Source organism: Oleiphilus sp. HI0066, from assembly GCF_001635725.1.
The window spans coordinates 1-13,848 of the sequence record NZ_LWFH01000169.1 but is presented as its reverse complement, the minus strand read 5'-3'; the positions used below and the strand labels follow the sequence as shown (position 1 = coordinate 13,848).

At 43.3% G+C, this 13,848-nt stretch carries 12 protein-coding genes; 4 read left to right on the top strand and 8 right to left on the bottom strand.

What is annotated here, in order from left to right:
- Positions 1–392, bottom strand: a 392-nt coding sequence (locus A3738_RS02875; protein ID WP_156503904.1) for a tetratricopeptide repeat protein, incomplete at its 3' end; no start/stop codon positions are given.
- A gap of 214 nt (positions 393–606) precedes the next feature.
- On the opposite strand from A3738_RS02875, the gene yegQ reads away from it, so the two are divergent.
- The 4 genes from yegQ (at position 607) to A3738_RS02860 (ending at position 4,419) form a co-directional block, all read left to right on the top strand.
- Positions 607–1,551 carry a tRNA 5-hydroxyuridine modification protein YegQ gene (gene yegQ, locus A3738_RS02870; RefSeq protein WP_369819758.1) on the top strand — a complete coding sequence of 315 codons (945 nt, stop codon included), beginning with the start codon at positions 607–609 and terminating at the stop codon, positions 1,549–1,551.
- Between the two features lie 42 nt (positions 1,552–1,593).
- Positions 1,594–1,989 (top strand): U32 family peptidase C-terminal domain-containing protein, encoded by a 396-nt coding sequence (locus A3738_RS32500; protein WP_068501476.1) that lies wholly within the window; start codon positions 1,594–1,596, stop codon positions 1,987–1,989.
- Between the two features lie 110 nt (positions 1,990–2,099).
- Positions 2,100–3,599: an NAD(P)/FAD-dependent oxidoreductase gene (locus A3738_RS02865; protein WP_068477033.1), complete on the top strand. Its 1,500-nt coding sequence runs from the start codon at positions 2,100–2,102 to the stop codon at positions 3,597–3,599.
- 31 nt (positions 3,600–3,630) lie between these two features.
- Positions 3,631–4,419: an alpha/beta hydrolase gene (locus tag A3738_RS02860; RefSeq protein WP_068477035.1), complete on the top strand. Its 789-nt coding sequence runs from the start codon at positions 3,631–3,633 to the stop codon at positions 4,417–4,419.
- 17 nt (positions 4,420–4,436) lie between these two features.
- Here A3738_RS02860 and A3738_RS02855 read toward each other — a convergent pair whose 3' ends face one another.
- The 7 genes from A3738_RS02855 to lon all read right to left on the bottom strand — a co-directional run.
- Positions 4,437–5,660 (bottom strand): MalM family protein, encoded by a 1,224-nt coding sequence (locus A3738_RS02855; RefSeq protein WP_197472345.1) that lies wholly within the window; start codon positions 5,658–5,660, stop codon positions 4,437–4,439.
- A 73-nt stretch (positions 5,661–5,733) separates the two neighbouring features.
- Positions 5,734–7,404, bottom strand: a complete 1,671-nt coding sequence (locus tag A3738_RS02850; RefSeq protein WP_197472344.1) for an OmpP1/FadL family transporter — start codon at positions 7,402–7,404, stop codon at positions 5,734–5,736.
- Between the two features lie 19 nt (positions 7,405–7,423).
- Positions 7,424–8,434, bottom strand: coding sequence for a flagellar protein FilC (locus A3738_RS02845; RefSeq protein WP_068477039.1), 1,011 nt, complete (start codon positions 8,432–8,434; stop codon positions 7,424–7,426).
- Positions 8,435–8,473: 39 nt separating this feature from the next.
- A complete protein-coding gene (locus tag A3738_RS02840) occupies positions 8,474–9,295 on the bottom strand; it encodes a C39 family peptidase (protein WP_068477040.1) in 822 nt (273 codons plus the stop codon).
- Between the two features lie 173 nt (positions 9,296–9,468).
- Positions 9,469–11,355 (bottom strand): SurA N-terminal domain-containing protein, encoded by a 1,887-nt coding sequence (locus A3738_RS02835; RefSeq protein WP_068477042.1) that lies wholly within the window; start codon positions 11,353–11,355, stop codon positions 9,469–9,471.
- Positions 11,356–11,485: 130 nt separating this feature from the next.
- The gene (locus A3738_RS02830) at positions 11,486–11,758 is read right to left on the bottom strand and encodes an HU family DNA-binding protein (RefSeq protein WP_068477044.1); all 273 of its coding nucleotides are present in this window, start codon (positions 11,756–11,758) and stop codon (positions 11,486–11,488) included.
- Positions 11,759–11,967: 209 nt separating this feature from the next.
- The coding region (gene lon, locus A3738_RS02825; RefSeq protein ID WP_068763336.1) for an endopeptidase La at positions 11,968–13,848 on the bottom strand (1,881 nt) is incomplete at its 5' end.

Genomic DNA, 13,848 nt, shown 5'->3' with positions numbered 1-13,848 from the left:
TCAATGACCTCCTCAGATGCTTCCCAACGTTCCAACTGTTGAAGAACAAGCGCAGCATTCATTAACGACTCACGATCATTTTGGTCAAGTTCAAATGCCTTGACGTAATGCTGAGTCGCGAGATCTAACTCGCTGATCTGTCGGTAAAAGCCTGCTGCGTGGACATGCGTTTGGGCATAATCAGGCTTCATTTTCAATGATGCTAAATATAACTTTTTGGCGTTATCGCGATCACCCAATCGAAACAACGCAGAAGCCATTAAATTAAAAATATCGGGTGAGGCTATATTCGCTTGCAGCAGAGTATTAAGAAGCTGTGCAGTTTTTTGATACTGACCCCGCTGATAATTTGTTAGCGCCTCGGCAAATACATTACTTGGGTTAATAGTCATGAAACACCTAAAACATAAAAACTTGCCGAGTATATTGAATAAGCGGGCATCTAAATATGAGATCGTTCAGGTTTGTAATTGATTCATAAATAATTTTCACTTTTTACGACAAATCACTATAAAACTTAACGCGACTCCCCCCCCCTCTCTTTACTAGTCTTGATCCACATCAGTTTGTATCGGCACATAAGCCCCTAAAATCGCGAGCATTTTTATGTCACAGACTAGCGACTCACAAATGAAATCAATCGAATTACTCTCCCCTGCAGGCTCTATTCAAAATATGGAGTATGCATTTGCCTATGGCGCCGATGCCGTTTATGCAGGTCAGCCTCGGTATTCTCTACGCGTGCGAGAAAATGAGTTCAACAAAATAGAAAATCTCGCGAAAGGGGTGCAAATTGCGCACTCACTTGGCAAACAGTTTTTCATCGCTAGCAATCTCAGTCCACACAACAACAAGGTGAATACGTATCTGCGTGACATGGAAGAAGTCATCGCCATGAAGCCCGATGCAATTATCATGTCTGATCCCGGCCTCATCACGATGGTTCGTGAGAAGTGGCCCGATATGCCTATTCATTTGTCTGTGCAAGCTAATGCTGTTAATTGGGCCACCGTAAAGTTTTGGCAGAAACAAGGACTTACCCGCGTCATCCTATCTAGAGGACTATCTCTCGACGAAGTAGAAGAAATTAAGCAGCGTTGTCCCGACATGGAGTTGGAAGTTTTCGTTCATGGCGCGTTATGTATTGCCTATTCAGATCGTTGCTTACTATCAGGCTACATGACCCATCGAGACTCAAATCAAGGAGCCTGTACTAACAGTTTCCGCTGGAAATACCAAGCGCATGAAGCGAAAGAAACAATTGAAGGCGACATCATCGCTAAAGCTCCCGGAATACAAACCTTTGACTCCAGTGATATTGGGGATACGGCTAGGATAAACTCTTCGCCAATCTACCTGCTTCAAGAACAAGGCAGACCTAGTGAATATATGCCTGCCTATGAAGATGAGCATGGTACTTACATCATGAACTCGAAAGATCTTCGAGCAGTTCAACATGTGAAACGTTTGATAGATATCGGCGTAGATTCTTTGAAGATAAAAGGTCGAACGAAATCTTATTATTACGCGGCAAGAACAGCTCAAGTATAGCGATAAGCCATTAACGATGCGCTCATCGGTAAAGAGTTCAACATGGGGTTAATGAACGAGCTTGAAGGCATGGCGAATCGTAAATGCACAGAAGGCTTTTACCGACGTCACTTGCCCGATGAATACCAGAATTATGAAACAGGTAATTCTCGGTCCGAGAAACAATTATTTGTGGCTGATTTAGTGAGTCTCGACAAAGAGCAGAGCCGCATCCATTTTATTGCAAAAAATAAGTTCGGAATTAACGACAAACTTACCTTGCTTACACCAGAAGGAAACATTGAAATTTCCGCCAATGACATGCAACTGAGTACAAATGGCAACCATTGTGAGGAAGCACTTGGTTCAGGATACAAAGTCAGTTTGCCATTTAACGAGGTAAGTCACATTTCAGAGACCGCACTGCTGAAAGGTTTGTTAACCAAAAATGTCACATAAACTGCGCCGTACAAAAATATCAATTCTTATCTTGGCAACAACAAAGCCAGGCTCTGTGTTCTCAAGCATACTAGTCGTTCGTGGTTACTTGATTAAACAGGATAAGAAAAATGACAGAACAACATTTCGATGTGATTATTATTGGCGCTGGACTATCAGGAATTGGCAGCGCCTGCCACATATCGAGAGAATGTCCTGATAAGTCTTTAGCAATCATTGAACGAAGACAAACAATGGGCGGAACTTGGGACTTATTTAAATACCCTGGCATTCGATCAGATTCAGACATGACTAGTTTTGGCTACCAATTCAAACCTTGGTTCTCTGACACTGTGTTAGCTAAAGGTCCAGACATAAGAAACTATGTAAACGATACAGCGCAAGAATTCGGCATCGCCGAGAAGGTAAAGTTCGGCCTCAAGATAATCAGTGCCAACTGGTCTTCAACACTTCAAAAATGGGAACTCTCCGCTCTTAATGAGCAAACTCAAAAAACGGAGAACTTCACGTGCCAATTCCTTTTAAATTGCACGGGATATTACGACTATGATCAAGGTTATAAACCCAAGTTCTTAGACGAAGATAGATTCAAAGGCGAAGTTCTTCATCCTCAACACTGGCCTGAGAACTATGACTACAGCGGTAAGAAAGTAGTTGTCATTGGTAGTGGAGCAACTGCGATCACAATCGTTCCATCCATGGCCGATACAGCAGCGCACGTTACGATGCTCCAACGCTCTCCTACCTACATTATGTCATTACCTGACACAGACAAAATCGCGCGCTTTATGACCAAAATTATGCCTGACTCTTGGGCATATTTGATCACTCGTAAGCGAAACATCTTGATTCAAAGAGCACTGTACGCTGTCAGTATGAAATGGCCGAATTTTATGCGAAAGCTCCTAATGAAAAATGTCAAAAAAGAACTCGGAGAAAACGTCGATACGAAACATTATTCGCCTCGCTACAACCCATGGGAAGAACGTCTATGTGCAGCACCTGATGGTGACTTCTTCGCAAAAATAAGAGACAAAAAAGCGAGTGTTGTGACGGATGAAATAGATCGATTTAGTGAAAACGGCATAATTTTGAAATCTGGAGAGAAATTGGAAGCCGATATCATCGTAACGGCGACGGGGCTTAACCTTCAAATGATGGGAGGTTTAAATCTGACGGTTAATGGAGAAGCGAGCCCATTATCTGAAAAAATGACGTACAAGAGCGTTATGATAGAAGGTATACCAAATTTTTCTTGGGTGTTTGGATACACAAATGCACCTTGGACACTTAAATGCGACATTGCGTCCCGTTATATTTGCAGGCTAATAAAACACATGGATAGTCAAGGTCATGTAGTAGCCACTCCGACAGATAACGGAGACAACAAAGCTTCGGAAGGAATTTTAGACGGCTTTGAACCTGGCTATGCTCAACGTGCTAAGCATATGTTGCCACGTCAAGGTAAAGCAGGCCCATGGCGCTTAGAAATGAATTACGCGAAAGACAAAAAAATATTGTTGAATCATCCAGTAGCGGATGAGTTTATGAAATTCGAGAGCAAGAATAATGCTTCCGTTGAGTCTTCGATTAAGAATAAAGCCGCTTAATAATTAAAATGACTAAGACAGAGGTCGCTTTATGTACGATATGAGTTTCCCTCCCGTGGTTATCATTCATGGTATGTGGAGTACGGGTGATACCCTATCTGAATTAAAGCGAACCTTTGAGTCTGAAGGGTATGAGACCCACACGCCTGATCTGCCTTTTCACATCCCTAAGGATAGCCATACATCAATAACGAAAGCGCAATTAGCGACTACAAGCATCAGAGATTATGTTGAGTTCGTAACAAGTTATATTGATGAGCTTGATGAAGCACCAATTCTTGTTGGCCACTCTATGGGCGGACTGATTGCACAACTTGTTGCCCAAGAGAAAAAAATTCATCGCTTAGTCTTACTATCGAGTGCAGCGCCAGCGGGCATTAATGGATGGAGCTTATCTGTTATCCGTTCATTTGGTCACAATTTATTCAAATTTCCGCTATGGAAAAAAACAACCGAACTGACGCTTCGTAATGTGCAATACGGCATTGCCAATACCCAAACAGAAAGAACCCAAGAAGATATTTTTACACTATCGACACTGGAGTCCGGACAAGCGTCTACAGAGATTGGTATGTGGTTTGTTCTTTCTAACCCACCGACGAAAGTAGACCCGACAAAAATAGATTGCCCGATTCTTATTTTATCCGGAAAAGAAGATCGAATTACCCCGCCAGCACTGCAACTAAAGATTAAATCTCTATTTCAAAACAAGGCAACACTTCAACTGATGGAGGGAGTTTGCCATTGGACGATCGGTGGTACCAGTCTTCCTCTAGTCCAGGCTCATATATTTAATTGGTTAGGACAACAACGTTGTTAAACACGCCGCTTGATTTTCTAAGGGTAAATCTGATTTTGGGGAATCTCTAGCTCTAGAGAGCCAATTTCCATGTGTTTTACTTCCCAAGACCCCGAGCTATCTTCAACCACTGATACTGTTCGCAGATCTTTGGCTCTCGTATAGACCAACAGCATGGTTTCTGCATCGACATCCGTCTGTTTTACTTCGATAACAGATTTTAAATAGCCATAGCTAGACCACGTTTCAGCATGCGAAGTAGCAGAAATATCACTTATCACACGTGTTACATTTTTATCTCGATCGAGCATCACAATCTGAGGAATAAAAGCACCATGCTTTATCCCATACTGTTTATATCCCTTCACAAAGGTTTTTACAGTGAGTAAATAGTCTTTCTTTAAATTCGGCACACGGACCAAACGATAGCGACTATCGCCATCAATGAATCGATAAGAGAAGTCGTCTTGACCAATAGGGACATGTAAGCTCTTGTCAGACCTTAGTTGTAACACACCAACGTTCGGGATTTTGTTACAACAACGCGTATTAAAACGCTCGAAGTAGCTATCAGCCTCGTCTAAGGACAAAATTCTAGCAACGTTTGGGTCGGCATTATCAGGAAGTGAAATAGACTGATTAACATCCTCTACCGAATGAGTAGTTGCTTTGCTGACACTTTCATTGGTCTTACGTCTTTCTATTTCTTCCTTAATCACCTGCGGGCTGTAAAAAATAACATTCGACTCACCAGTACCATCAAACGTAACGAAGAATGGACGATCGCCATCGCTATCTACATTGCCTTGAAGAAGATCTTCACTGTCTACAAACTCAGCAGGATTGACTTTCGTTGCATCATACGCATTTCGTCCCTCATTCGCTCTTAAGCGCCGAATGACCTCATCTGTCTCATTCTCCTGAGACAACCTCAACTCTCTTTCAAAAGGGTTTTCAGCTTCTTGTCCTGCAACAGAATTAGCATCAGGCACATTTGAGGGAACAGAAGAATCGCTTGAATAGCTATTCGGTTCAATGATTGAGGGTTGACTTAAACTTTGTTGTGATTGCTCCCCTGATAAAGCTTCGGACTCCGATGCAGGGTCTTGAGCTAAGCTGTCACTTGTGCTAACTGAGTTTTCAGTAGGACTATCAGGCTCTGATACCGCTGAAGATTCCCTTTCTTCAAGACGAGACTTCTCAGATTCACTCAACTCAGAAAGAGGCGTTGCACTCGTGCTTCCAAAAGCGTCGTCAGACACAACATAACGCTTAGCATGCACTAAGCTTGACGCGTGTAACAGAAGAATTATGAAAGAGATTCTAAGCAGCATATTAGAACTGTCTTTTGAACTGTAGCCCGATACCGTAGATTCTAGACGAGAATTTAACATCTAGCCCCGCATAAGGGTTGTATACCACGTTAGTGAAGTTAGTACAGTTTAGGTTACAACTCGTATTGTTGGGAATGTAATCGACCGACTGCATGTAAAACATGCTCGCCCCAACTTTAGTTTGCTTGTCCCATTTATAACCAAAGCCTATGCCCCAGTGTTTCATATCACCGACTGGCACAGGCCCAAAAACATCCTTACCGACAGGCGAGTCCCTAAGCTCCAGTCCATAACGGATGTCTAAACGCGAGTTCACATGCTGGGTAATCCCAATGCCATAGTGCCAAGTATCTTCAAGACCTAATGGCAGAGTTAACGAATCTTCGGTCACCAAACCAGATAAAAGACGGGCAGTAGTCAGTAACTCTAAGGGGCGATCAAAATGAAATGTCCATTCATCCCAAACACTCCAGTCTGTCCAAGTCGCATCAAGGTTAACGGTCCATTCAGGATGAACCCGCATACTAATACCACTCTTGAATGTTTGCGGTATTTCATAGTCCATATAGATATTACCAGCCTCGAATGGCACCCCTCGAGGCAAGCCAAGTATCGCAGCGGTTATCGCACCAATAATCGATCCGTTGAAGCCCTGCCAGAAGGCCGTCCATTCATCGGTATAATCCATAAGGAAAGTGCCGCGCAGCTCCATCTCAGCACCCGTCATATAAGATGCTCCCCAAGAGAACCAATCAGTAGGTTCCCAGAGAACACCTAGATTATAAGTAGGCGATAATGACTGCTGCATATCTATATCTATGCGTCCTACGCTATCCCAAGGTCCAATATTGCCCTGACACAAGGATAAGAATGGCTGCAATGGATCTCGACGCTTACCAATAGGTTTGTCGAACTCACATGCGAACGCATCCTGTAAGATCTCGGTTACTGCAATCAAGAAGTTTGGCGCACGGTTGTTCTGCGCGATAGCAAAACCCTGATGCGAAAGCTGTATACCGGCACCTACGGACCATTCATCACTAATCTCATAGCCAACCGCTGGGGAGAAAAAGGTATATCGCTGTATAGCAGCCTCTTTACCTAAGAATGTCCCGGGGTCTTCCGCGTCTTTAAAAAGCCCCAACGGAGAGTGCATGTAGTTTTTTGCAGCGAATGTAAATTTTGAGCCTGGCTCATTAACAGAAAAACCAAACTGGAACGGCAAAGGCGCGGGACCACTCCATACCCATTGCTGAAGGCCAAATCCTGGAATGTAAATCGCTGGTTTACTCGTATGGCTTTCTCCGTAGCCATCAGGCCCAACCACTGGATCTCTAGGAACCGAAGGATCGTAGGTATTAAGTCCCGTGCCCTCTAGACCAAATATCTCATAATCGTCACCGGCGATATAAGCAGCGTCCAAATCGAGACCGATAATATACTGATCAACTTCGAACTGACGGTCTTTCAAGTTCGTTAGACCTGCAGGATTATGATACACAGCTGCAATACTGGGATCGCGATCCGCTACAACAGCATTACCCAAAGACATAGCACGGCTATCTATCGTAATGCCATTACCAACCTGCGCTAGCAGTTGAGGTGGAAAAACGAGCATGATCGTTGTCAGCGCAACAAACGCTCGCTGGATTGGTTTTGTAAACTCTCTCACATTCACTCCGATTGTGGACTTACCAAGTCCACGCACCGATGTTAATCGGCAAAGAGAATCCTAAATTAAAGTCAGACGCATCTTCCGTCAGACCAAAACCAAAACTTGTATTGATAATTGTGGTCGGATCAACACGAATACCTAATGACATATTCATCGACCCACTGGCTGAGTCTTGTGTTTCAGCATTGGTTCCGTCGGTAAAATACAAATTCGTTGCTGTGTTGTAACTCACGTTCGTAGAGATACTTAACGAAGTGTCATAAGATAAGGAGTAAGAAAACCCGCCTGAGAATGAAAAACTTTGTCCGTTATGGACCGCTTTAAGCACTCGTCCACCACGAACTTGGTTCAAACCATTTTGTTCAAATGAATAACCCGCATTCACAGAGCCAAACACAACCACTGGATCTAATACTTTTGAGACATTTACTCCAGTGCTAAATGCATATGTGCCGCTCCCGGTTGACAATCGTTGCTGCGGGTTTATTTCGTATGGGCTAACGCCTGTTTTTGTACTTAGCGAAGAATTTACGGTGATAGTCGGGCGCCCAGGAACATAAGCAAAAGGCTGCCAACGCAAACCCAGACTAATATCGCCAAAGTCGGTGACAGAAAGTTCGCGAGTGGTGTCGTATCGCGTAGACAATGGGATATTGGTGCTAATCGTAACGTTATTCAAAATACCATAAGCAAAACTAAAGCTGTTTGTCATGCTATGGGTTGCTGTAGGGTTTACATCCAAGTTACGAACTAAATTGTTAACTACTTCCAAATCGATTCGCGTATCAGATGTGTAGGAATAGCTAAAAGAATAAGAGAGAGATTTACCGCCAGATTTCAGCATCGAATAGCGTTTTTCTGCCGCCTGAAATACTTCTTCAAGTTGAGCCGTTTCGCTCTCATCGTCTCCTTGTTGCGCGAGTGCTTCACGCGCCCTATCGGTAGATGACTTTTCTTCTGCAAAAACATCTAGACTCACTCCTGTTAGAAACACAGAAGCCGCTATCAGCCGTAACCATACAGCCATGGGAAAATCCTTGTTAATACTCGCTTCGTTCGCTTTATATTAGTTTCTACGGTAATGTAGCGTCTTAGTCGTGTTCTCGACTGTAGGCGCTCCATTCGCAATATCTTCTGGAGAGTTATTCTTTAAACGTTCAATTTCGTTCTGCACTCTCCACTGGCGCATATCGAAATAATCTGGATATTCTTGGAATGCTTGCAAAGAGAGCGTTTGCTCATCAATAAACCGCAAATCTTCTTCTCTCAATTCCAATCCATCAACTGGCTTAGTGTCACCTGGAAACACAACAAACAATACGTTTTGGTCCCAAGCTTCTTTAAATCGATCAATCGTGAAAGTTAAGTTGCCTTTAGATGGATCAGCGATAAACACACGATCATCCTTAACCGTTTTAACCACCACGAAATGCTTAAATCCGGAGTATTGAATAGGGACAATTGCCGGATGGTCCAAATCAATTAAGTCTTGCATTTCAGCCCGAAAACCACCTGCAGGAAACCCCAATGCTGTAACAAGTCGCTTCATATCAAGCATCGAAAAACCGCGACGCTCTACGATTCTTTCATTCTCCCCGTAGTGAAGCAGTCCTTCCATCACCTGACGTTCTTGGAAATTACGCCCGAGATAATGTTGTAGAATTGTGGTTAATGCGGCCGAACCACAGCTGTAGTCGTATGCTTGTCGAACAATATTTCGAAACTTAATTTCAGAATATGGTTCAACTTCTTCAAAAAAGAACTTTTCTGGTTTGTCATTAGAATTATCAAACCCGTAATACACTAATCCTTGCTCGTGTGGCTCTACTTCCTTAAAGCCTAATAGCAAGTTTAGAAACAATACTGACGCAGTCGTAACTAAAACCATTGATGCTTCCGAGAGGGCTTCGCTAAATTAACGAAAAACCCAAATAAAACTTAGTGTTATTTTGGAATCGCAAGATACCGCAATTCACTTTATTTTAAAGATAACCAGTACTCAATCTATATGGGCAAACAAAAAACGGGAGCATTTGCTCCCGTCTAAACTAACCAACTTGACTACAGTTTCTCAACTTCAGCTGAAGACTCGACACTCATCATGTATGCAGCGTAATCGGTACCGCCATAACTCGCCCCAAGAGAGCCCTTAATACCCTGCTTCTCAATAATTGTGATATCTGAGAGATCACCCTCGTTTGCTGAAGTCAAAGCTACCAACGCAAACTCTCCAGAGCTTAAATCAAAGCCAGCTACAGTAATTTCACCATCGTTGGGTTTTTGCATTGCAAACACCTTGAACAACAAGCTTGCATCAACAAAAGCATTGTCACGACGCACATCAGTCTTAAGCTGCCAGTCAAGTTCCATGTCAGCAGCCACCGCTTCTGCCTTTTCGCCAGCTTCGACGCGATCAACAAATGCCTTTCCAATAGATGCCGCATAGTCTCTGGACTTCTCAGACTCTAACTGAGATACAACCTGATCACGTACCTGATCAAGAGGCTTAATTGATTCCGGATGATAATCTTCCACTTTAAAAACGACCGCTACGCCCTCGTCAAGCTCAATCAGTTCGCTATTATTTTCGCCCGAAAGATTTTCTTCATTAAAAAGAGCCCTTTGCACTTTCACATTAGAAAACACAGCATCTTGAGTAAGTCGAGAAACACCAGCCAACTGATTAATCTCCAACCCTAACTCCTCAGACGGATCAATTAGATCAGGTGCAGAATAGCTAATGTCAGCAAGTTGCTGGCTCAAATCCACATATAAATTAGATAGTTTTTCTTGCTTAATTTCTTCCTCGATCACTAAGGCGCGATCCGCAAGTGCTGGAGGCTCGTTAACTTGAATATCAAGAAGTTTGATAACGTGATAACCAAATTCCGTCTTTACCGGCTCAGAAACAGCACCTTCCTCAAGTGCGAAAAGAGCATCCTCAAATCCAGAAACATATACGCCTTTAGCAGAATAACCCAACTCACCACCATTTTCGGCAGAGCCCTTATCCGCAGATTCTTGTTTCGCGATTTCTGCGAAATCTTCACCCGCGTCAATTCGTGCTTTCAATTCCTGCGCTTTTGCTAGTGCTGATGACTCATCCAACTCTTCGGTAATCGCAATCAATATGTGGGAAGCGTTACGCTCTTCTTCTCCCACAAAATCTTGAATCTCTTGATCATAGCGAGCCTCGATCTCTTCGCTTGTCACTTCAACATCTGTTAGCTCAGATTGACGCAATACAACATAAGACACATCTACGCTCTCAGGTTTCTTAAACAACTCCTGATTGCTTTCGTAGTAACTAGCAACATCCGAATCTGACACCGACACTTGATCTAAAAATTGTGAAGAGTCTAATACCGCCATTCCAAAGTCACGCGTCTGACGATCAAGCTTCAACAAAGATTCTTCTTCAGCGTCTAATACAAATGAAGAGCCCAAAAATGCTGAACGACTCTGATCTAAGACAAACTGTTTAGCCAAGCTTTCTCTGAACGTATTTAAAGAAAATCCAGCTGAGCCTAAAACTGACTGCATTCTTTCATTACTAAACTGCCCGTCAATTTGGAATTCACTCATATTTCGAATGTACTCGTCCACCATCTGAACAGATATGAATAAACCTTTATCTGAAGCGTCTTGTTCGAGAATTTTTTCCTGAATCATTCCATCAAGCACTGACTGACCGAGAAGTCCATCATCAATCAAATCCGGATCAGCTGCGTCGCCCATCTGCATCAAAAGCTGACGTTTTTTTCGCTCTACTGCGATCTGAAACGCCGACTCTGGAATGCCCTCACCATTCACTTCTGCAACCTCTGGCTCTCCACTGATACCACCAACAATGGATTCAGCGCCAAACAGCGCAAATGTAATAGCAATCGCCCAAACGATTACTTTCGCTGTGGTACCTTGCATACCTTGACGAACGTCTTGAAGCATAATGCCCTCTGAAATAACTACTTAAACTGTATGACTATCACTTTATTAGTGACGATATTTACAAAAAAGGCGCATTCCTAAGAACACGCCTTTTCGACGAGTAGCCTCTCGGCTACTTTCAGGCAAACGCTTAGTTAACAGCGTCTTTAAGAGCCTTACCAGCTTTGAAGCTTGGAATTTTTGCTGCTGCGATTTGGATTTCCGCACCAGTTTGTGGGTTACGACCAGTACGAGCTGCACGATCTTTTACAGAAAAAGTTCCGAAACCGATAAGCGTTACTTGATCGCCGCCTTTTAAAGCACCAGTGATTGAATCAACGAACGCGTCTACCGCACGTCCTGCTGCTGCTTTTGAAATGTCTGCTGAATCTGCAATTGCATCGATAAGTTCAGATTTATTCACACTAAACCCCTTAGTTTAATTTGGTTTACGTTGTTAGATGTTGGACGCATTTCTTATTTAATTAAGACGCGATCTAATTCTTCTTAGTATAGAGTTCTAACTTTTTAGAAATTCTATTGAGTGGTCTCAGAGCCCGCTAGAATACTGCTGCCAGACGACGAAACAAGTTATACCAACTGTCTAAAACCACTGTCAAGGCAGCATTTACGCTAATGCGTATTTATTCTGCTATCTGAGCCTTTTGTTTTGTTTTTCTGCCCTTTTTGGCCTTTTGATGAGGAATCCGCTTGACCTTCCGGCGCATATGCGAGGGCAATATCGAGCACCTCATCAATCCATTTAACTGGAATGATATCTAAAGACTCTTTAATATTTTCAGGCACCTCTTTGAGATCCTTCTCATTCTCATGCGGAATCAATACGGTTTTTATTCCACCTCGATGCGCAGCTAGCAGCTTTTCTTTCAAGCCCCCAATCGCAAGAACCTGACCTCTAAGCGTGATCTCTCCTGTCATCGCGACGTCGGCCTTCACAGGCACTCCTGAAAACGCAGATACCATCGCTGTGCACATGGCAATACCAGCACTTGGCCCATCTTTTGGAGTCGCACCTTCTGGCACATGAATATGCACATCGTTAGTCTCATGGAAATTGGCATCAATACCCAATGCATCGGCTCGGCTACGAACAACCGTCATAGCTGCCTGAATAGACTCTAGCATTACATCACCAAGAGAACCCGTTCGAACAACTTTACCCTTACCGACAACACTCGAGCACTCTATTGTGAGCAACTCACCGCCTACCTGAGTCCAAGCTAATCCGGTTACATGCCCGATACGATCCTCGACATCCGCTTTACCGTAACTGAACTTCCTTACGCCTAAAAAGTCAGACAGATTATCTGCGTCGACACGCAACTGGCCGTTTACTTCTTTGAGGGCAATCTGCTTAACAACCTTCCTGCACAGCTTTGCAATTTCACGCTCTAAGCCACGCACTCCAGCCTCTCGCGTATAGTATCGAACAACATCGCGCACTGCTGACTCGTCGATTATAAGCTCTCCCTCTTTAAGCCCATTATCCTTGACTTGCTTAGGAATTAAATAACGCTCGGAAATATTCAACTTCTCATCCTCGGTATAACCAGGAATTCGAATTACTTCCATTCTATCCAGCAATGCCGGCGGAATATTCATCGAGTTGGACGTACAAACGAACATCACATCAGACAAATCGTAATCGACTTCTAGGTAATGATCGCTAAACGTTGAGTTTTGCTCGGGATCTAAAACCTCCAATAGAGCAGATGCTGGATCACCACGATGATCCATCCCCATTTTATCGATCTCATCCAAAAGGAACATCGGATTCTTAACACCGATCTTGGTCATTTTCTGGACCAATTTACCCGGCATTGACCCAATATAGGTACGACGGTGACCACGTATTTCTGCCTCATCACGAACACCACCCAAAGCAACACGTGTAAACTTTCGATTTGTGGCTTTTGCTATCGATTTACCTAATGAAGTTTTACCTACACCTGGAGGACCCACAAGACATAACACAGGGCCTTTTAATTTTTTAACACGCCCTTGAACCGCCAAATATTCGAGAATACGATCTTTTACTTCCTCTAACCCATAATGGTCACTATCAAGAATTTCTCTCGCTTTAGCTAGGTCGTTTCTTACCTTACTACGCTTCTTCCAAGGCATACCAACAAGCCAATCAATATAGCCGCGAACAACCGATGCTTCTGATGACATTGGCGACATCATTTTTAGCTTCTTAAGCTCGCTCTCAGCTTTTTCTTTTGCGTCTGCACTTAAGCCAACAGTCGCAATTTTATTTTCTAATTCTTCAAACTCGTTGCCACCTTCTCCAAGAGTACCCATTTCCTTTTGAATAGCTTTCATCTGCTCATTCAAGTAGTACTCTCGCTGACTCTTTTCCATTTGCTTTTTAACGCGTCCACGAATGCGTTTTTCTACCTGAATAAGATCAACCTCACCTTCGATAACAGCAAGTAGAAACTCAACACGCTGAACAACATCTGACTCTTCCAATACTTCCTGCTTATCTGA